This window comes from Streptomyces yamdrokensis, from assembly GCF_053890455.1.
The window spans coordinates 7,023,462-7,041,854 of record NZ_CM132679.1 but is presented as its reverse complement, the minus strand read 5'-3'; the positions used below and the strand labels follow the sequence as shown (position 1 = coordinate 7,041,854).

At 72.6% G+C, this 18,393-nt stretch carries 17 protein-coding genes; 2 read left to right on the top strand and 15 right to left on the bottom strand.

Features of this window, described 5'->3' with window-relative positions; all coding sequences use genetic code 11:
• Position 1: 1 nt before the first annotated feature.
• The 14 genes from ACWZEH_RS31085 to ACWZEH_RS31020 all read right to left on the bottom strand — a co-directional run bounded on the left by ACWZEH_RS31085 (position 2) and on the right by ACWZEH_RS31020 (position 14,961).
• On the bottom strand, positions 2–640 hold the full coding sequence (locus ACWZEH_RS31085) for a phosphorylase family protein (RefSeq protein ID WP_456194387.1): 639 nt from the start codon (positions 638–640) through the stop codon (positions 2–4).
• Positions 640–2,715 (bottom strand): squalene--hopene cyclase, encoded by a 2,076-nt coding sequence (gene shc / locus ACWZEH_RS31080; protein ID WP_456194386.1) that lies wholly within the window; start codon positions 2,713–2,715, stop codon positions 640–642. Before shc ends, ACWZEH_RS31085 begins: the two co-directional genes overlap by 1 nt.
• A gap of 119 nt (positions 2,716–2,834) precedes the next feature.
• Positions 2,835–3,899 carry a polyprenyl synthetase family protein gene (locus ACWZEH_RS31075; RefSeq protein ID WP_456199929.1) on the bottom strand — a complete coding sequence of 355 codons (1,065 nt, stop codon included), beginning with the start codon at positions 3,897–3,899 and terminating at the stop codon, positions 2,835–2,837.
• Between the two features lie 71 nt (positions 3,900–3,970).
• The gene (gene hpnE / locus ACWZEH_RS31070) at positions 3,971–5,440 is read right to left on the bottom strand and encodes a hydroxysqualene dehydroxylase HpnE (protein WP_456194385.1); all 1,470 of its coding nucleotides are present in this window, start codon (positions 5,438–5,440) and stop codon (positions 3,971–3,973) included.
• A complete protein-coding gene (locus ACWZEH_RS31065) occupies positions 5,437–5,577 on the bottom strand; it encodes a DUF6380 family protein (RefSeq protein ID WP_456194384.1) in 141 nt (46 codons plus the stop codon). Before ACWZEH_RS31065 ends, hpnE begins: the two co-directional genes overlap by 4 nt.
• A complete protein-coding gene (gene hpnD / locus ACWZEH_RS31060; protein ID WP_456194383.1) occupies positions 5,577–6,527 on the bottom strand; it encodes a presqualene diphosphate synthase HpnD in 951 nt (316 codons plus the stop codon). The genes ACWZEH_RS31065 and hpnD overlap by 1 nt, the downstream gene beginning before the upstream one ends.
• Entirely contained in the window at positions 6,524–7,447 is a 924-nt protein-coding gene (gene hpnC / locus ACWZEH_RS31055) for a squalene synthase HpnC (RefSeq protein WP_456194382.1), read from the bottom strand. Before hpnC ends, hpnD begins: the two co-directional genes overlap by 4 nt.
• A gap of 367 nt (positions 7,448–7,814) precedes the next feature.
• Positions 7,815–8,603 carry an ABC transporter ATP-binding protein gene (locus tag ACWZEH_RS31050; protein ID WP_456194381.1) on the bottom strand — a complete coding sequence of 263 codons (789 nt, stop codon included), beginning with the start codon at positions 8,601–8,603 and terminating at the stop codon, positions 7,815–7,817.
• Positions 8,596–9,531, bottom strand: coding sequence for an ABC transporter permease (locus ACWZEH_RS31045; RefSeq protein WP_456194380.1), 936 nt, complete (start codon positions 9,529–9,531; stop codon positions 8,596–8,598). The genes ACWZEH_RS31050 and ACWZEH_RS31045 overlap by 8 nt, the downstream gene beginning before the upstream one ends.
• A 98-nt stretch (positions 9,532–9,629) precedes the next feature.
• A complete protein-coding gene (locus tag ACWZEH_RS31040) occupies positions 9,630–10,514 on the bottom strand; it encodes a glycosyltransferase family 2 protein (protein ID WP_456194379.1) in 885 nt (294 codons plus the stop codon).
• A 5-nt stretch (positions 10,515–10,519) separates the two neighbouring features.
• The gene (locus ACWZEH_RS31035; protein ID WP_456194378.1) at positions 10,520–11,299 is read right to left on the bottom strand and encodes a CDP-alcohol phosphatidyltransferase family protein; all 780 of its coding nucleotides are present in this window, start codon (positions 11,297–11,299) and stop codon (positions 10,520–10,522) included.
• Positions 11,277–12,338: an iron-containing alcohol dehydrogenase family protein gene (locus ACWZEH_RS31030; protein ID WP_456194377.1), complete on the bottom strand. Its 1,062-nt coding sequence runs from the start codon at positions 12,336–12,338 to the stop codon at positions 11,277–11,279. Before ACWZEH_RS31030 ends, ACWZEH_RS31035 begins: the two co-directional genes overlap by 23 nt.
• Positions 12,326–13,078 (bottom strand): phosphocholine cytidylyltransferase family protein, encoded by a 753-nt coding sequence (locus ACWZEH_RS31025; RefSeq protein ID WP_456194376.1) that lies wholly within the window; start codon positions 13,076–13,078, stop codon positions 12,326–12,328. Before ACWZEH_RS31025 ends, ACWZEH_RS31030 begins: the two co-directional genes overlap by 13 nt.
• Positions 13,075–14,961, bottom strand: a complete 1,887-nt coding sequence (locus ACWZEH_RS31020) for a DUF5941 domain-containing protein (RefSeq protein WP_456194375.1) — start codon at positions 14,959–14,961, stop codon at positions 13,075–13,077. The genes ACWZEH_RS31025 and ACWZEH_RS31020 overlap by 4 nt, the downstream gene beginning before the upstream one ends.
• Positions 14,962–15,764: 803 nt before the next feature.
• Between ACWZEH_RS31020 and ACWZEH_RS31015 the strand changes: the two genes are divergently transcribed.
• Positions 15,765–16,697 carry a cation diffusion facilitator family transporter gene (locus ACWZEH_RS31015; protein WP_456194374.1) on the top strand — a complete coding sequence of 311 codons (933 nt, stop codon included), beginning with the start codon at positions 15,765–15,767 and terminating at the stop codon, positions 16,695–16,697.
• Positions 16,698–17,034: 337 nt separating this feature from the next.
• A complete protein-coding gene (gene idi / locus ACWZEH_RS31010) occupies positions 17,035–17,628 on the top strand; it encodes an isopentenyl-diphosphate Delta-isomerase (RefSeq protein WP_456194373.1) in 594 nt (197 codons plus the stop codon).
• A 90-nt stretch (positions 17,629–17,718) separates the two neighbouring features.
• Here idi and ACWZEH_RS31005 read toward each other — a convergent pair whose 3' ends face one another.
• Positions 17,719–18,234: an ATP-binding protein gene (locus tag ACWZEH_RS31005; RefSeq protein WP_456199927.1), complete on the bottom strand. Its 516-nt coding sequence runs from the start codon at positions 18,232–18,234 to the stop codon at positions 17,719–17,721.
• Positions 18,235–18,393 lie beyond the last annotated feature (159 nt).

Genomic DNA, 18,393 nt, shown 5'->3' with positions numbered 1-18,393 from the left:
CTCACCTCCCAGGGAGCAGCAAGGAACGGTGCCATTCGAGATACGCGGGAAGAACGGAACGAAGGACGCGGAAAGCCGATATTCCACCGCGCACCGTGCCGATCCGGACCAGTTCGTATTCAGGAGCGTCCACGACCACCCGTACGGCCGCAACGGGGCGCGCACCCGCGCGGACGGCGCTCAGGAGCGTGGCAGCGGACTCCATGTCGACCGCGATCGCGCCGGTGGCGAGCAGCTCGGGCCGTTCGTGTCCGCGGACCACGTGCCCGGAGCCGGTGAGCGGCCCGGTGTGGACGGTGCGCCCCGGCGCGACGCGCGCCAGTTCCTTCACCAGCAGGTCGGTTCCGACGCACGGCACGCTGCCGCGCGGGTCGCGGGTCTCCCCGGCGACCACCAGGTCGCCGGGGTGCATCCCGGGGGCCAGCCCGGCGCAGAAGCCGGTGGCCAGCACGGCGGCGTCGCGCAGCGCCGGGCCGGCGAGCGCCCGGGTGACGGAGCGCTCGGCGGCCGCCGGCCCCATGCCCGTGCGCAGGACGGTGACCGGCTCGCCGGCGCCGTGGCCTCTCCCGCGCAGGGCGAGCCGCTCGATGCCGAGCGCGCAGGCGATCAGCAACGGGGCCGGCATCGCCCGGGGGCCCATCAGCTGCCCGTCGCCCCGGCCAGCCGCTGCCGCTGCGCACCGGCGTCCGCCCCCGGCTGCACGACCGGCGTCTTTGTCGGCACCGCCGTCGGCGTCTTGGCGAACGGTTCCCCGTTCACGTACCGGCCGAGCGCGGTGAGCGGGAAGACCTGCCGGTAGAGGTGGTAGTTGATGGAGAAGTCCCAGGGGAAGCCCGTGCCGGTGAAGTAGGGCTCGTCCCAGGAGCCGTCCTCGTGCTGGGTGGCGGCCAGCCAGGCGATGCCGCGTTCCACGGCCGCGGACTTTTTCTCGCCGGCCGCCAGCAGGGCCATCAGCGCCCACCCGGTCTGCGAGGCGGTCGAGGCGCCCTTTGCGCTCCACTCGCGGGAGTCGCGGTAGGAGCGCAGGTCCTCGCCCCAGCCTCCGTCGTCGTTCTGGACCGATTCCAGCCAGGCCACGGCCCGTCGGATCGCCGGGTGCGAGCCGGGGAGACCGGCGGCGACCAGCGCCGGCACCACGGACCCGGTGCCGTACAGGTAGTTGACTCCCCAGCGCCCGAACCACGAGCCGTCCGGCTCCTGCTCGTCGAGCAGCCAGCGGATGCCCCGCCGGGTGCGCGGATCGTGGGCGAGCCCCTCGACGGCGAGCATCTCCACGACGTGCGCGGTGACATCGGCCGACGGCGGGTCGACGACCTCGCCGAAGTCGCAGAACGGCAGCCGGTTGGGGAACGGGCTGGTGTTGTCGACGTCGAAGGCGCCCCAGGCGCCGTTGCGGGACTGCATGCCGAGGTTCCAGCGGACCCCGCGGCCGATGGCGTTGTCCACCCGCTCCGGGTCGTGGTGCTTGACCCTGCGGAGCGCGAGGACCACCTCGGCGGTGTCGTCGATGTCGGGGTAGTTGTCGTTGTGGAACTCGAACGCCCAGCCGCCCGGAGGGAGTCCGGGCCTGCGTACCGACCAGTCGCCCGGCCGTACCACCTGTTCGCCGAGCATCCAGTCGGCGGCCCTGACCAGTTGGGGGTGGTCGGCGGGCAGGCCGGCGTCGGCGAGGGCGATGGTGGCGAGGCAGGTGTCCCACACCGGGGACTGGCAGGCCTCCACCATCCGGGCGCCGTCCTCGCGCCACACGGCGAACCGGTCGAGGGAGTCCAGTCCGGCACGCATCACCGGGTGGTTCAGGTCGTAGCCGAGCAGGTGCAGCGCGATGACGGAGTACACGGCGGGCGGCTGGATACCGCCCCAGCAGCCGTCGTTCTCCTGCCGCTCGATGATCCAGCGGGCCGCGGTGTTCATCGCCGCCCCGCGCAGTCGGCGCGGGACGGCCCGGCGCAGCGCGTGCAGGCCCTTGTCGAGCCGCTGGAAGGCGCCGTCCCAGCTGGTCACCGGTGCTGTCCGTCCGGGAGGGCGGGGGCGGGCCGGGTCGGTGTGCAGTTCGTCGAGCGGGAACGGGGCGGGCCGTACCGGCCGCTTGGCCGAGACGATCGTCAGCGGGACGATGGTCTGGCGGGCCCAGCAGCCGAAGTCGTAGATGTTGAGCGGCGCCCAGGAGGGGAACCAGATCAGCTCGGGCGGGAGTTCGGGCAGGTCCTCCCACTTCCACCAGCCGAACAGGGCCAGCCAGATCCGGGTGAAGACCCGGGAGGCGGCGATCCCGCCCCGGCCGCGGACCCAGGCGGCGGCGCGCGCCATGTGCGGGGCGTTCGGCGCGTCACCGGCCAGCCGCAGGGCGACGTACGCCTCGATGGTGGCGGAGAGGTCGCCGGGCCCGCCGTGGAAGGTGGCCCAGGTGCCGTCCGCGCGCTGCTCGCCCCGGATGAACAGGGCGGCGGCGCGGGTGGTCTCCTCCTCGAGGATGCCGAGGAACTGACGCAGCAGCAGGTCCTCGGCGTCCATCGTGACGTTGGTCTCGAGGTCCCCCTTCCACCAGCCCTGGTCGTCCTGGCGGGACAGCAGGAACTCGGTGGCGCGCCGCATGGCGCCGGCGGCGATGTCGGGTACCCCGGCCGCCGCGGGGATGTCGGTGTCGGTGTCGCTGGCCGCGGCCACCGAGGACGGCAGGGCCGCCCCGGTGCTTCCGTCGGTCGTCGCTGTCATGGCTTCCCCTTCGTGCAGTCCTGCAATGTGTGCGTCTGCTGTGGGTCCGCCGTCGGCCGGTGCCGTACTCCCCGCAACACCGGCCGGCGACTACGCGAGGGCTATTCGACCGATAGTGATCATCTCTTTCGTACGACGACGAAGTCCGCGAGTGCCGTGAACTGCTCCCGCACCCTGTCGGGCATGTCGACGGCGTCGAGGGCCTCGATGGCGATGGTGTGCTGACGACGCGCTTCCTCGGCGGTCCACTCCCGTCCGCCGGCCTGCTCGATGAGGGCCGCGCGGGCCGCGAACTCCTCCTCGGAGAAGGTGGCGAAGTCGCTGCCGCCGGCGTCGGCGGCGAGGATCCCCGCAAGCTGCTCGGAGGCCGGGCCGCCCGCGGCGAGCGCCGACACGACGGGGAGGGACTTCTTGCGCTGGCGCAGATCGCTCCAGGTCTGCTTGCCGGTGGCCGCCGGGTCGCCCCAGATGCCGAGGAGGTCGTCGACGGCCTGGAAGGCCAGACCGAGGTGGTAGCCGTACTTCTCCAGGGTGTCGGCGGTGTGCGCGTCGGCGCCACCGAGCACGGCGCCGACGGAGCTGGCGCAGGCGAGCAGGGCGCCGGTCTTGTTGCCCTCCATCTCCAGGCACTCCTCGACGCCGACGCGGTCTCGGTGTTCGTAGGAGATGTCCTGCGCCTGGCCGTCGATCAGGGCGCGGGTGGCGGTGGTCAGCCGGCGGGTGGCCCGGCCGGCCTCGACGGTGCCGAGTTCCAGCAGCACCTCGTTGGCGAGGGCGAACAGGGCGTCGCCGACGAGGATGGCCTGGGCGGGGCCGTGCGTCTTCCAGACGGTGTCGCGGTGCCTGCGCTGCTCGTCGCCGTCCATGAGGTCGTCGTGCAGCAGGGAGAAGTTGTGGACGAGTTCGACGGCGACCGCGCCGGGGACGCCGACCTCGGGGGCGGCACCGGTGACCTCGGCGGACAGCACGGCGAGCGCGGGGCGCACGGCCTTGCCGCCGTCGCCGTCCGCGGGCCTGCCCTGGGCGTCGATCCAGCCGAAGTGGTAGGCGGCGACGGTGTCCATGGGAGGCGCCAGGCGGCCGATGGCCGCCCGCAGTACCGGCATGGCCAGTGTCCTGCCGCGCTCCAGGAGCGCGGGCACGTCCGCCGCGGTCCTTCCAGCGGCCTTCGAGGCCGGGGGCACAGTGGGCACAGTCTCTCCTCTTGTTGCGGTACCGGGGGTGCGGGGACCCGCCGCGGCGGGTGCGTCGGCGCTCACCGGAGTCCCTCTCGCACGGCGGGGCCCCGGGCGCCGCGGCCGGCCTCCCCGTCCCACGCGAAGAGGTGGCGGGGCCGTGGCCGGCCCAGGGCGCTCAGCGCGGCGTCCGCCGCGCCGACGCCGCTGCGGACCGCACCCTCCATGGTCGCGGGCCACCCGGTGGCGGTCCACGCTCCGGCCAGGTACAGGCCGGGAGCCTTGGTGCGGGCGCCGGGCCTGAGCCGTCCGACGCCGGGAGCGGGGGTGAACGTCGCGGTGCGCTCCCGGGTGACGAAGAAGTCCCGCACGCCGGCCTCGCGGGCGCGCGGCAACAGGCGTTCCAGTTCGGGCAGGTAGCGCTCACGCAACGCGGCCACGGGCTCGTCGATGTCGCCCTGGGCGACCGACTGCGAGACGGCCAGGTACTGGCCCTGCCGCAGACCGGAGGTCCGGGTGCGGTCGAAGACCCACTGCACGGGGCTGCCGAGGGCGGCGAAGAAGGGGCTGGTGAGCACGGTGCGGTCGTAGACGACGTGGAGGTTGAGGATCGGCGCGGTGCCGATGCCGAGCAGCCGCCCGGGATCGTCGAGCGCTCCGGCGGGCAGCAGGCCGTACGCCTCGCGCTGCGGTACGGCGAGGACGACGGCGTCCGCGTCGAGGGTCTCGCCGGGAGTCCGGACGCTCCAGCCCCCGTCGCCGCGGGCGGTGACGGAGGTGACGCGGGTACGGACCTCGGTACGGACCGCGGCGGAGTCGAGCGCCTTGCGGGCCAGCCGGTCGTGCAGGTCCCCCAGCGGGACATGGGCCCAGCCGATGTCGGCCGCGCCCGGGTCGGACAGCAGGCCGGTCTTGAAGACCATCGCGGCGAGTGCCAGCGAGGCGTCGCCCGCGACCGCGTTGAGGGTGGCGATCCCCACCAGGTCCCACAGTGCCTCGACGGCGCGCGGCGACTGGCCGTGCGCGGCCAGCCAGCTGCCGAAGTCCTGGTCGTCGAGGGCGGGATCGGTGAGGTCGAGTCCCTTGAGCGCGAGCGCGGCGCGGCCCACGCCGGCCCGTTCGGCGAGCGAGAGGTGCGGGTAGGCGGCGAGACTGCGCCCCAGGTGCAGGGGTACGGGCAGCGGGTCGCGGCGCAGTCGGCCGAGCCGGCGTCCCTCGGGCCGGTCGGCGTCGATCACGGGCACGTCCAGACGGTTCTGCAGCGGTGCCAGGGCCGTGCCGTCGATCCGGTCGAGGAACCAGCGGTAGGCGGTGCAGCAGCGCAGGTAGACGTGCTGGCCGTTGTCGACGGTCAGGTCGCCGCGCTGGAAGGAGAAGGCGAGTCCGCCGAGCCGGGGACGGCCTTCGAGCAGGGTGACGCGCACGCCGGCGTCGGCGAGCGCGAGCGCGGCGGTGACGCCGGCGAGACCGCCACCGACCACGACGGCGTGCCGCCCCGCCGGTGCGTCGCCGCCGGCGTGCGATTTTTCGGAGCTGTCGACACGGGTCATGGCGCGCCCTCCCCTGCCCGGCCGCCGTGCCGCCGGATCGGTGCGCGGCGGGCCGTCCTGGGAAGGGACGCGAGACCGCGGCGGAGGGTTGCGCCCCGTTTGCCGGGGGCGCGACCGGGTGGGAGAGGTCTGTCCATCAGGCGCGCCTCCTGACGGTCCGCCGGGTGACGTGCCGGGTGTCCAGGCCGGAGAGGCCGCGCACCGCGACGTAGGCCTTCTCCCGTCCGGGCAGGGAGACCCGGCCGCGCAGCACGGCCTCGGGCTCGCGCTCGATGCGGTCGAGGAGGCGGCGGTAGATGCCGGCCATGGCGGCGACACAGGCGCCGCTGCGACGGTCGAGCATGGGCAGCAGCCGGTAGCCCTCGGCGAACAGGGCGCGGGCCCGGCGCACCTCGAAGTGGACGAGGCCGGCGAAGTCGGAGCCCTCCGGCGGGGTCGGCCCGCTGAACCCGGCCGAACAGCCGAACTTGGCGAGGTCGTCGGAGGGCAGATAGGTGCGCCCTCCCTCGGCGTCCTCCCGGACGTCCCGGAGGATGTTGGTGAGTTGGAGCGCGAGCCCCAGCGTGTCGGCGTATTCGGGGGCGCGTTCGACGCCCCGTGCGCCGGGTTCGGTGCCGAAGACGCCGAGGGAGATCCGCCCGATGGCACCGGCCACGCAGCGGCAGTAGACCTTCAGGTCGTCCCAGGTCTCGTAGGTCTCGCCGCGCACGTCCATCCGGACGCCGTCGATCAGTTCGTCGAGGCCGCCGAGCGGGACCGGGAACTGCCGCGCGGTGTGTGCGAGGGCGACGGCCACCGGGTCGGTGTCGTCCTCGTCGACCGCGCCGTCCCGGACCCGGGTGAGCAGCGCCCGGGTGTCCTCGAGCCGGGCGACCTTGACGTCGTCCGCCAGCGTGCCGTCGCCGATGTCGTCGACGCGCCGGGAGAACGCGTACAGCGCCGACATCGCGCGCCGCTTCGGCGTCGGCAGCAGCCGGATGCCGTAGGCGAAGTTCCGGGCCTGCTGTCCGGTGACGGCCTCGCAGTAGCTGTATGCGGCGAGTACCGGCGCCGATGTGTGCGTGTCCGACTCCACTGCCGGAATCACCCCTCTTCTCGCAGCGTCGTGCCGGCCTCGCGCAGCAGCCGGGCCTTGCCGACCCCCGGCGGGCCGGGAAGTACGTCGTACTCGGCGGCGGCGATCGCGCCCAGGGCCGCCCGTCCCCCTGCCACGAACCCCGCGAGCAGCAGCTTCAGCCTGCCGCGGACGCTGCCCACCAGGGGGGCGCCCTCCTCCAGGAGTTCCCGGGCGCGCTGCGCCTGGAACGCGACCAGGGCGCGCACCGCCGCGCCGGCGTGCGGCGCGGCGAGATCCGCCTCGTCCACGTGGAAACGTTTCATGTCCTCGGCGGGCAGGTAGACACGGTCGCGGCCGAGGTCCTCGGTGACGTCCTGGAGGTGCTCGACGATCTGGAGGGCGGTGCAGACCGCGTCTGAGCGGCGGATCCGCTCGGGGGTCGAGGTTCCGGTGACACCGAGGACGAGGCGGCCGACCGGGTTGGCCGACAGTTCGCAGTAGGCGAGCAGGTCGTCGTAGGTCTCGTAGCGGCTGACGATCTGGTCCTGGCGGTTGGCGGCGATCAGGCCGAGGAAGGGGCCCGGGGTCAGGCCGCGGCGGCGGACCGTCGGCTGGAGCCTGCGCAGCAGCGGATGGTGCGGGACCGCGTCGAAGACGCGGCGCAGATCCGCCTCGAGGGCGTCGAGCAGCACCGTCCGGTCGGCCGCCCGGTCGGGGGCGACGCCGAGCAGTTCGGCGTCGGCACCGCCGGGGGCCAGGTCACCGTCGCCGATGTCGTCGACGAGCCGGGCGTAGCCGTAGACCGCCATCAGGTCGTCGCGCCAGGCCCGGGGCAGGAAGAACGGCGCCACCGGGAAGTTCTCGGTGGCGGCCTTGTCCAGAGTGGCGCGCTCGGTGTCCAGGGGGGCGCCCCCGGGATCTGCCGGGTGCGCCGTGCCGGTTCGCCTCATCGCGGGCAGCCCTGGGCGGGGACGGCACATGCTGCGTTCAGCAGGGGAGTCTCCGTAGCCATTGCCGTCACATCTCCCGTTCTACACTGCCGACCCAATACACACTATTTCGGACACGCCACTTGTGTTTGCACCCGGCCGGATCGCCGACGGGTGTCACGCGTTATGGCCCTGATTGCCGTCTTTAGGGACCGGTACAGCTTACGTCGTGCAGCGCGGCACGGACCGCCGGGGTGCCCCCGCGCCCCGGAACAACGAACCGGTCCGTGTCAAGATTCCTGCGCACGGCAGGAGTTGACGTTTCCTTTGCAGACGCCCGCTTCTTTCGGCCGGTTTTGGCCGCAGAGACACGGGTGGGCGGACCGGGCTACCTGGCGGTGAACTTCTCGTACTCCTTGAGGACCTCGTCGGTCGGGCCGTCCATGCGCAGTTCGCCCCGCTCCAGCCACAGCACGCGGTCGCAGGTGTCGCGGATCGACTTGTTGTTGTGGCTGACCAGGAAGACGGTGCCGGCCTCTTTGCGCAGTTCCCGGATGCGCGCCTCGGAGCGCTTCTGGAACTTGCGGTCGCCGGTGGCCAGCGCCTCGTCGATCATCAGGACGTCGTGGTCCTTGGCCGCCGCGATGGAGAAGCGGAGCCGGGCGGCCATGCCGGAGGAGTAGGTGCGCATCGGCAGGGTGATGAAGTCGCCCTTCTCGTTGATGCCGGAGAAGTCGACGATCTCCTGGTAGCGCTCCCTGATCTGTTCGCGGGACATGCCCATGGCAAGCCCGCCGAGTATCACGTTCCGTTCGCCCGTCAGGTCGTTCATCAGGGCCGCGTTGACGCCGAGCAGGGAGGGCTGGCCGTCGGTGTAGACCTTGCCCTTCTCGGCGGGCAGCAGGCCGGCGATGGCCCGCAGCAGGGTCGACTTGCCGGAGCCGTTGGAGCCGATCAGACCGATGGCCTCACCGCGGTAGGCGACGAAGGAGACCCCGCGCACCGCGTGCACCTTGCGCACGCCCCGCGCCTCGTCGTCCTTGCCCCGTCGTATCATCCGGCCGAGTGCCGCCGTGGCGCTGCCGCGGCCGCCGCGCACACCGTTGACGCGGTAGACGATGTGCAGGTCGTCCGCGACGACGGTGGGGATGTGCGTGTCCGTCCTCCGGTCAGCCACGGCCGTACCTCTCCTCCGCCTTCCAGAAGTACACGAAGCCGATCACGCCGGCCAGCAGCGCCCAGCCCACCGCGAACGCCCACACGTGCGGCGGCAGGTACGAGGAGCCGTAGCCGTCGATCAGCGCGAAGCGGACCAGGTCCATGTAGACCGCGGCGGGGTTCAGCTGCAGGACGTCGGCGAGCCAGTGGGGGACGTCCTTGTCGGCGAGCATCGCCGGGATGCTGAACATGACGCCCGAGGCGTACATCCAGGTCCGCAGCACGAACGGCATCAGCTGGGCGAGGTCCGGCGTGCTGCTGCCCAGGCGCGCGAAGGCCAGCGCGAGGCCGGTGTTGAAGACGAACTGGAGCAGCAGCGCGGGGACGACCAGCAGCCAGGACAGCGCGGGCATGCTGCCGAACGCCATCACCACGACGACCAGGACGACCATCGAGTACAGCAGCTGCTGCAGCTGCTGCAGCGCGAAGGAGACGGGCAGCGAGGCCCGCGGGAAGTGCAGGGCCCGCACCAGGCCGAGGTTGCCGGAGATGGCCCGCACCCCGGCGAGGACCGAGCTCTGCGTGAACGTGAACACGAACACGCCCGTCACCAGGAACGGGACGTAGACCTCGCTCGGGATGCCCCGGCGGGCACCCAGCAGCAGGCCGAAGATGAAGAAGTACACGGCCGCGTTCAGCAGCGGCGTGGCCACCTGCCACAGCTGGCCGAGCTTGGCCTGGCTGTACTGCGCGGTCAGCTTCGCCCGGGAGAAGGTGAGGATGAAGTGCCGGCGTCCCCAGAGCTGCCGGACGTACTCGACGAGCGACGGTCGGGCGCCGCTCACCGTCAGTCCGTACTTGGCGGCGAGCTCGGCCGCCGTGAGGCCGTCGTCGGGCGGCCCGGACGCGCTGACCGCGGCCGGGCCGTCGTGCGTTGTCTCACTCACTGGTGAAAGCTTTCCCTCTTCGAGATGCCCGGCCCGTACGGACCGGGCATGTGCCGGGAGGCCTGGGTGCGGCCCCGATGGTCCCGGACACGAGCTTGTCAGATGACAGGGGGCCGGCCCAGCCGGGTCAGCCGCCACACCGTACGCCACTTCATGGGCCGGCGAGGACCGCTGGGGGTGGTCCAGCCCTCCCAAAAGCCGCCGAACCAGGCCTTGAGAGCCGGGCGCGAGGGTCTGCGGAGCAGGGTGAGCAGCATCCAGGCGCCCAGGTAGAGGGGGACCAGGGGCGCGGGAAGGTTGCGGCGGGCCAGCCAGACACGGTTGCGGGCGACCATGCGGTGGTAGACCGCGTGCCGCGAGGGGGCGGTGGTCGGGTGGTACAGCACCATGTCGGACCGGTAGTCGATCATCCAGCCGGCGTCGAGGGCCCGCCAGGCCAGGTCGGTCTCCTCGTGCGCGTAGAAGAACGCGTCGGGCAGGCAGCCGGCGTCGGCGAAGACCCGGGTGCGTACGGCGTTGGCGCCGCCGAGGAAGGTGGTCACCCTCGATGAGCGCATCGGGTCGGCGGCGCGCAGCCGGGGCACGTGGCGGCGCTGGGTGCTGCCGGTTTCCGGGTCGGCGATGCGGAAGCTGATGATGCCGAGCTCCGGATCGGCGGCGAACGCCTGGCGGCACAGCTCGACCGTGTCGTGGTGCGCCAGGAGGCCGTCGTCGTCGAGGAACAGCAGGATGTCGACCTCCTGGCCGTTCGGGCCGAACGCCTCGATGCCGACGTTGCGTCCGCCGGGGATGCCGAGGTTCTCCGGCAGTTCGACGGTGCGCACGCCGTCGGGGACCTCCGGGACGGGCGAGCCGTTGCCGACGACGACCGTCCGGACCGGGTCGCCGTCCTGCTTGGCGACCGAGTCGAGCAGGGCGCACAGCTCGTCGGGGCGGTTGCCCATGGTGATGATCACCGCGCCGACCTTGAGGGAGGATCCCATCGCGGTCACCTCAGCCTGCTGGAAGCAAGGACGGACACCAGGTGCAGCAGGGTCTGCAGCAGGGCTATCCCGGCGAGGACGGCGACACCCAGGCGGGTGAAGAACAGGTCTCCCCGGGCGGCGTCGACGATCGCGAGGAGCACGATCAGCAGCGACGCCTCCATGCCGAGGATCAGCCGGTGGAACTTCAGGGCTCCGGCGGCCCGGCGGGCGAGCGCCATGCCGGAGGAGCGCGGCTCGGCGGCGGCCTCCTTGACCGGCGGGAGTCCGCCCTGGTGGCGGGCCACACCGACCAGGTCGGTCTCGGCCTTGATCAGGATGGCGCCGAGGGCGGCCAGGGTGCCGAGGAAGGCCCAGAGCCAGTCGATGCGGCCGGTGCCCCACAGGTCGGCGGCGCGCAGGCCGAATCCGACGAGGACGGCCGCGTCGCACAGGTAGGCGCCGACCCGGTCGAGGTAGACCCCGCTGAGCGAGAACTGCTGCTTCCAGCGGGCGATCTCGCCGTCCACGCAGTCGAGCAGCAGGTACAGCTGCACCATGACCAGGCCGAGGACCGCGCCCGTGATCCCCGGCACCAGCAGGGCCGGGGCGGCGAGGACGCCGAAGACGGTCATCAGATACGTGAGCTGGTTGGGCGTGACCCTGGTGTTCACCAGGTAGCGGTCCACCCGCAGGGACACCTCACGCATGTAGAGGCGTCCCATCCAGTGCTCACCGCTGCGCCGGTCCTTCACCCCCGCGGGGTGGACGACCGGACGGAGTTCAGCTACCGATGGCCTTGACATAGTCGGCGTAGACGTCCTTGATCTGTTCGGTCTTCAGGTCGAGATGTTCGAGGATCGTGAAGCGGCCGGGACGGGTCTCGGGGGCGAATTCGACGACTTTGACGAACTCCTCCACCGTGAAGCCGATCTCCTGGGGCAGTACCGGGAGTCCGTGCCGGCGCAGTACTCCGGCCATGTACGCCGACTCCTCGTGCGCGCCGCGCAGGTACATGGCGAAGGCCGCGCCCAGGCCGCACTGCTCTCCGTGGGCGGCGGCCCGCTTGGGGTAAAGCAGGTCGAAGGCGTGGTTGATCTCGTGGCAGGCCCCGGAGGACGGCCGCGAGTCGCCGGACACCGACATGGCGATGCCGCTGAGGACCAGTGCCTCGGCGAGCACCTGGAGGAAGTCGTTGTCGCCGATGCCCCCGGGGTGGCGCAGCACGGACTCGCCGGCCTGCCGGGCCATGGCGGCGGCGAGCCCGTCGATCCGCTCGCCCTTGATCCGGTTGGCCAGCTCCCAGTCCGCGATGGCGGAGACGTTGGAGACGGCGTCGCCGATTCCCGCGCGTACGAAGCGCACCGGGGCGTCCCGGATGATGTCGAGGTCGATGACGACCGCGATCGGGTTCGGCACGCCGTAGGATCCTCGGCCGGCGTCGTTGTCGAGGGTGGCGACGGGCGAGCACAGGCCGTCGTGCGCGAGGTTCGTCGGTACGGCGACCAGGGGGAGGCCGACGCGTGCCGCGGCGAACTTGGCGCAGTCGATGATCTTTCCGCCGCCGAGTCCGACGATCGCGTCGTAGTGGCCGGCCTTTATGGCGCCGGCCAGCCGGACCGCGTCGTCGAGGGTGCCGCCGCCGACCTCGTACCAGGTGGCGCCGGGCAGCGACGGGGAGAGCCGCTCGCGCAGCCCGGCGCCGGAGCCGCCGCTGACGGCGACGGCGAGGCGGCCCGACTGCGCGATGCGTTCGTCGGCGAGGACCCCGGCCAGGTCGTCGAGGGCGCCGGGGCGGATGTCGACGACGAGCGGGGAGGGGATGAGCCGGGTCAGTACTGGCATGCGATCTCCCGTCCACGGGCGAGGTCGTCGTGGTTGTCGATCTCCACCCAGTCGACGTCACCGATCGGCGCCACGTCGATCCGGAAGCCGCGGTTCACCAGTTCCTGGTAGCCGTGCTCGTAGAACTGCTGCGGGTCGGTCTCCCACACGGTCTTCAGCGCCTCGGCCAGCGCGGGGGCGGCGTCGCCCTCGATGAGGGTGACGCCGATGTACTCGCCGGTGGCCTCGGCGGGGTCCATCAGTTTGGTGATCGTCGTCATGCCCTTCGCGGGGTCGACGACGACCTTCATCTCCTCGTCGGCGAGCTGCTTGACCGTGTCGAGGGCGAGGATGATCCTCTTGCCGTCGCCGCGGGCGGCGAGGAGCGTCTTCTCGACGGAGACCGGGTGCACGGTGTCGCCGTTGGCGAGGATCACGCCGTCCTTGAGGGCGTCACGGCCGCACCACAGGGAGTAGGCGTTGTTCCACTCCTCGGCCTTGTCGTTGTCGATGAGGGTGAGCTTGAGCCCGTACTTCTGCTCCAGGACCGCCTGGCGCTCGTACACGGCCTCCTTGCGGTAGCCGACGATGACGGCGGCCTCGGTCAGGCCGATCTCGGCGAAGTTGCCGAGGGTGAGGTCCAGGACCGTCGGTTCGCCCTCTATGCCCGCGGGCCCCACCGGCACCAGCGCCTTGGGCAGGGTGTCGGTGTAGGGGCGCAGACGCCGTCCGGCGCCGGCCGCCAGCACGAGGCCGATCATGCGGGTTCTCCTTCATCGTGTACGGCGGGTGCGCCGCCCCGGTGGGCGGCCACCCAGAAGCGGATGCTCTCGAAGAGCACCAGCAGGGCCACGGCCACGGCGATCACCGTGAGCGCGACGGCGAACTGCGAGGCGGTGAGCAGGGCGGCCAGGACGACGACCGCCAGGGTGCGGCCTTCGTGCCCCCCGATCGCCCGCACCAGCCAGGGCGGGGGCGCGCCCGCGTCGCCGCGGATGCGGTAGACCGTGTCGTAGTGATGGTAGGCGACGGCGGCCACCAGGCCGTAGGCCGCCGGAAGCGCTCCGTTCACCCCGGCGCCCGCCGCCAGTGCCAGGACGGTGCCGTACTCGGCGGCGCGCAGGAACGGCGGGACCAGCCAGTCGAGGGGGCCCCTGAGGGGGCGGGCGACGGCCAGGGCGGAGGTCAGGACGTACAGGAGGGCGGCGAGGACGGGCCACGGTCCGCCGAAGCCGGTCAGCGCGGCCGTGGCGGTGACGGCGGCGCCTCCGAGCAGGGCGACGGCGGGGGCGGTGAAGCCGGGCAGGCGCCGCGCGGCGGTCTCCAGCGCCCCGGCGAGGCGTTCGGCGAGCGGTCCGGTGTCGGTGAGGTCCGCGAGGGCACGCGCCGCTCGGTCGGTCCTGCGGGCCTTGCGGGTCAGGGAGCGCAGGACGCGGCCGGCCGTGGTGTACGTCGCCGCGAAGGCGCAGCCGACCAGCAGGGCGCAGAAGGTGATGCGGGGGGTCGTGAGGGCCGTGAGGACCGCGATCATCGCCCAGCGCTCGCCGATCGGGAGGACGATCATGCGGCGCGCCCAGACCGTCCAGCCGACGCTGTCGAGCCTGTCGGAGAGGGCGGCGGTGGGGCTGGTGCCGGCGGTGGCGGCCGTGCTGTCGGCGTTCGCCTCGTTGAAGGAGAAGTCCACGACGTGCCGGCAGGTCTGCAGGACCATCGCGCCGAGGGCGAGGGCCCACACGTCGTCGCCTCCCCCGCTGCCGCTCGCGGCCGACGCGCCGAGGGCGAGGCCCGCGTAGTAGGCGTACTCCTTGGCGCGGTCGAAGGTGGCGTCGAGCCAGGCGCCGAGGGTGGAGTACTGCAGGGAGTAGCGGGCGAGCTGGCCGTCGGTGCAGTCCAGCACGAAGGAGGCGAGGAGCAGGACACCGGCGGCGACGAAGCCCGGGCGGGTGCCGGTGGCCGCGCAGGCGGCCGCTATGAGCGCGGTGACCAGGGAAGCGGTGGTGACCTGGTTGGGGGTCAGACCGCGCCGGGCGCACCAGCGGGCGATGTAGCGGGAGTACGGGCTGATGCAGTAGGTGGTGAAGAACCCGTCGCGGGCCTTGACGGCCGACTTCAGCCGGACGGCCTCGTCGTCGACGGCGGCGACGGCCTGCCGGGCCTCGTTGCGGGCCTGCGGGCCGTCGGGGACGGTGGCGACGAGGCTGCCGAGGTCGGGACGGTGCGGATCGCTGCCGTCGGCGCTCAGGGCGGTGACGACGCGGTCGGTGAGGGGGCCGGCGAGGGTGGTCCCGGCGGATGCCGGGATCCCGCCGGTCGCGGGCTCACCGGTCGCGGGCTCGGAGACCTCGGTGTTCTCGCGGGCCATCGCGCGGGCCAGGGCCTGGCGGGCGGCCGGCTGCGCGGTGACGGCACCGGGGATCGCGGCGAGCGGGAAGCGGGGGTCGGTGAGGCCGAGACGCAGCGCGTGCTCATGGCCCACGAACCGGGCGTCGACGACGGCGACCCGCTGACCGGCGGGCACCTCGGCGAGCAGGGCCTTCGCCGCCGCGGTGTCGGACGCGATCCGCACGTCGAAGCCGAGGGAACGCAGGTCCGCCTCGAGCGACGAACCCGGAACCGGCTGGCCGGTGAGGATGGCGGTCGACAACCGAATCTCACTCCCTGGATGCCGACGCGTCCACGCCGGTCGTGTACATGATGGGGGCGGCCGTACGGGGCCCCGGGCGGCATGTCGGCCGAGGTTAGCGGATGTCCCTGAGCCCGCGTTCACCGCCCGTTCGGCGGTTGGATCGCTGTGGTTTCACCTGCGTCCCTGCCGCGATCATCATCGGGGATAGCGGGGCCTGCCCACAAACCGCGTACCCAGAAGGGGCACTGAGGCGGATACGGGGCATTGCTCCGGCGCCGCCCACTCGGCGCCGGGCGGGCCGCACCGGCCTGGAGGACGGGTGCCGCAGGACGTGTACGAGACGGGCCACGGCCACTGCCGGAGAGCGGGTTGCCAGCCTCTGACCAGCGCGATGTCGGCCGGTGAGGCCCACGGACCGCCCGGTGGAGGTCCTGGGCGCCCTCGCCCTCACCGTATCGCCGGGGAGGGCGAGAGCCCTCCCGCTCCCGCGCCGGGCGCCGCGCCGGCGAGGACTCCACGCTCCCCGCTCCGGGAGTCGCGCACGGCAGGGCCGGTGTGGATCTCATCACGGAGACCACGCCCTGCGCCCCGGCACATGCGCACGGTGAGAACGGTCCCGCACCGGGCGGCACCCTCGACTTCGGCTCGTCCGCGGCGTCGGCCGGGGCGCCCGGGCGATGCGCACTCTCCCCGAACACGTCTGACCTGCATGCCGTTTCCGCAGGTCAGAGCACATGACAACGGTGTTCAGTGCCGCGTTGCCGGATACCCCCGGCCCGTAGTTCACTGTGAGCCGGACGAGTCAGGGAGGGACGGCTTCCATGGGGGCTGGGCACGATCACGGGCACGGCGCGCCCGCCGGCGGTACGGCGAGCGCGGCGTACCGCGGCAGGCTGCGGGCGGCGCTGGCGATCACGCTCGCCGTCATGGTCGTCGAGATCATCGGCGGTGTGCTGGCCGACTCGCTCGCCCTGGTCGCCGACGCGGCTCATATGGCGACGGACGCGCTGGGGCTCGGCATGGCGCTGCTGGCGATCCATTTCGCGAACCGCCCGCCGAGCGAGCGCCGCACCTTCGGTTACGCCCGCGCGGAGATACTCGCCGCGCTCGCGAACTGTCTGCTGCTGCTCGGAGTGGGCGGCTATGTGCTGTACGAGGCGGTCCAGCGGTTCATCACGCCGGCCGCCACCGAAGGCGGGCTGACACTGGTCTTCGGCGCGATCGGTCTGGTCGCCAACATGGTGTCGCTGACGCTGCTGATGAGCGGGCAGAAGGAGAGCCTGAACGTGCGCGGGGCGTTCCTGGAGGTGGCCGCCGACGCGCTGGGCTCGGTGGCGGTGATCGTCTCGGCGCTGGTCGTCGTGGCGACCGGCTGGATGGCCGCCGACCCGATCGCCTCCCTCGTGATCGCCGCACTGATCGTGCCCCGCACCTTCAAGCTGCTGCGCGAGACCCTGGACGTCCTGCTGGAGGCGGCACCCGAGGGCGTGGACATGGCCCAGGTCCGGGCGCACATCCTCGGCACGCAAGGCGTCGAGGACGTGCACGATCTGCACGCCTGGACCATCACCTCGGGCATGCCGGTGCTGTCCGCGCACGTGGTCGTCAGCTCCGAGGTGCTCAGCGCCATCGGGCACGAGAAGATGCTGCACGAACTGCAGAGCTGTCTGGGCGACCACTTCGACGTGGAGCACTGCACCTTCCAGTTGGAACCGCGGGGTCACGCGGAGCACGAGGCGCGGCTCTGCCACTGAGACGGCACCGGGCCGCGGACGCCGTCCCGGCGCCGTGGGGTGACGTGGCGACGGCGGGGTGCGGCCGGGGTGGGAGGCGCCGATGGGGCGTGAGCGTGGCCCCCGTGCGCCGGGGGAAGCATCCTTCCGCCCCCCGGCCTGCGTCCTTTCGTCCATGGCGCCACGCTTCCCACGGTTCTCCCGCCGCCGGTCCGGGCAGGTCGTCCACGGGGCCCCTCTTCCGGTGTCCGGCCCGTGCCGGCCACTTCCCGCACCGCCCGCGGGACATGCGGGCGGTGCGGGAAGTGCCGGATTCGTGCGGCAGACTTGGGGTGCGAAGACCGAGTGAAGGATGGGTATGCCGATCACACCTGCCACCGCGACGCACAGCCCGTCGGGCTCTGCCGCCGAGTCGATTCTGCTGGAGCTGGTCGACGAAGACGGCGTGACGATCGGCACCGCGGAGAAACTGGCCGCCCATCAGCCCCCGGGGCGGTTGCACCGGGCGTTCTCGGTGTTCCTGTTCGACGAGCGGGGGCGGCTGCTGATCCAGCGGCGGGCGCTGGGCAAGTACCACTCCCCCGGTGTGTGGTCGAACACGTGCTGCGGGCACCCCTATCCCGGTGAGGCGCCGTTCGCGGCGGCGGCCCGGCGGACCTTCGAGGAGCTGGGACTGTCCCCGTCGCTGCTCGCCGAGGCGGGCACGGTGCGCTACAACCACCCCGACCCGGCCTCCGGTCTGGTCGAGCAGGAGTACAACCACCTGTTCGTCGGCATGGTGCAGGCGCCGCTGCGGGTCAATCCCGAAGAGGTGGTGTCCACGGCGTTCGTGACTCCGGACGAGCTGGCCCGGCAGCATGCCGAGGGCACCTTCTCGGCGTGGTTCATGACCGTGCTGGACGCGGCGCGCCCGGCGGTCCGGGAGCTGACCGGACCGTCGGCGGGCTGGTGACCGTGCGCGGGGCCGGTCGCGGGCCCGCGTGCGCGTCGGGCAGACCGGGCTCGGGCGCCGGGTCCGCCCGGGCCCGCGCGGTCGGGGCCGTCAGACCTGCGCGGGCTTGAGCGGCAGGGCGGCCCAGATCACCTTGCCGCCGCTCGCGGTGTGCTCGACGTCGCACATGCCGTTCGCCTCGCGGGCGATCTCGCGCACCAGGAGCAGTCCGCGGCCGCCGGTGCGGCCGTGGTCGGCCTCCAGAGCGGTCGGGCGGTAGGGGTGGCTGTCCTCCACGGACACCCGGACCCACTCGGCTCCGACGGCGACCTCGACGGCGAGCGTCGGGGAGAGCAGGGCCGCGTGCCGTACGGCGTTGGTGACCAGTTCCGACACGATCAGCAGCAGTCCCTGGACCACCTCGTCGGCGGCCGGCACCCCCTGGCGCAGCAACAGGTCCCGTACGGCGTGGCGCGCCTGCGGGACCGAGGCGTCGACGGCGGGGGCGGTGAACCGCCATACGCCTTCGTACGGCAGTGGCGCCGGTCGCGGTGTCGCGCTCTTCGCCTCGGCGGGTCTCTCCCCGCCCTGTGGGCGTGGGCCGGGCCCGCACCCCTGGTCGTCCATCGTCCGGTCGCCACCCTCACGCTCGATTGTCACCACACGTCGAGTGTTGGTAACTATGCGCGCCCCACCGAAGCCCTGAACAGAAGTCAGCGGATATCGAGCGTTTCTGGCCGTTGGCTTACGTTTTCGTCGCTTGCGGCACTGTTTCTGTCCGCTCTG

What these genes read in the sequence shown, in the direction of transcription:
- hpnE (WP_456194385.1), bottom strand. Translation starts at nt 5,440, where the DNA reads ATGACCCGTGTCGACAGCTCCGAAAAATCGCACGCCGGCGGCGACGCA.
- ACWZEH_RS31040 (WP_456194379.1), bottom strand. Translation starts at nt 10,514, where the DNA reads ATGGGATCCTCCCTCAAGGTCGGCGCGGTGATCATCACCATGGGCAAC.
- ACWZEH_RS31065 (WP_456194384.1), bottom strand. Translation starts at nt 5,577, where the DNA reads ATGGACAGACCTCTCCCACCCGGTCGCGCCCCCGGCAAACGGGGCGCA.
- shc (WP_456194386.1), bottom strand. Translation starts at nt 2,715, where the DNA reads ATGACAGCGACGACCGACGGAAGCACCGGGGCGGCCCTGCCGTCCTCG.
- ACWZEH_RS31025 (WP_456194376.1), bottom strand. Translation starts at nt 13,078, where the DNA reads ATGATCGGCCTCGTGCTGGCGGCCGGCGCCGGACGGCGTCTGCGCCCC.
- ACWZEH_RS31030 (WP_456194377.1), bottom strand. Translation starts at nt 12,338, where the DNA reads ATGCCAGTACTGACCCGGCTCATCCCCTCCCCGCTCGTCGTCGACATC.
- hpnC (WP_456194382.1), bottom strand. Translation starts at nt 7,447, where the DNA reads ATGAGGCGAACCGGCACGGCGCACCCGGCAGATCCCGGGGGCGCCCCC.
- ACWZEH_RS31005 (WP_456199927.1), bottom strand. Translation starts at nt 18,234, where the DNA reads ATGGACGACCAGGGGTGCGGGCCCGGCCCACGCCCACAGGGCGGGGAG.
- ACWZEH_RS31085 (WP_456194387.1), bottom strand. Translation starts at nt 640, where the DNA reads ATGGGCCCCCGGGCGATGCCGGCCCCGTTGCTGATCGCCTGCGCGCTC.
- ACWZEH_RS31015 (WP_456194374.1), top strand. Translation starts at nt 15,765, where the DNA reads ATGGGGGCTGGGCACGATCACGGGCACGGCGCGCCCGCCGGCGGTACG.
- ACWZEH_RS31035 (WP_456194378.1), bottom strand. Translation starts at nt 11,299, where the DNA reads ATGTCAAGGCCATCGGTAGCTGAACTCCGTCCGGTCGTCCACCCCGCG.
- idi (WP_456194373.1), top strand. Translation starts at nt 17,035, where the DNA reads ATGCCGATCACACCTGCCACCGCGACGCACAGCCCGTCGGGCTCTGCC.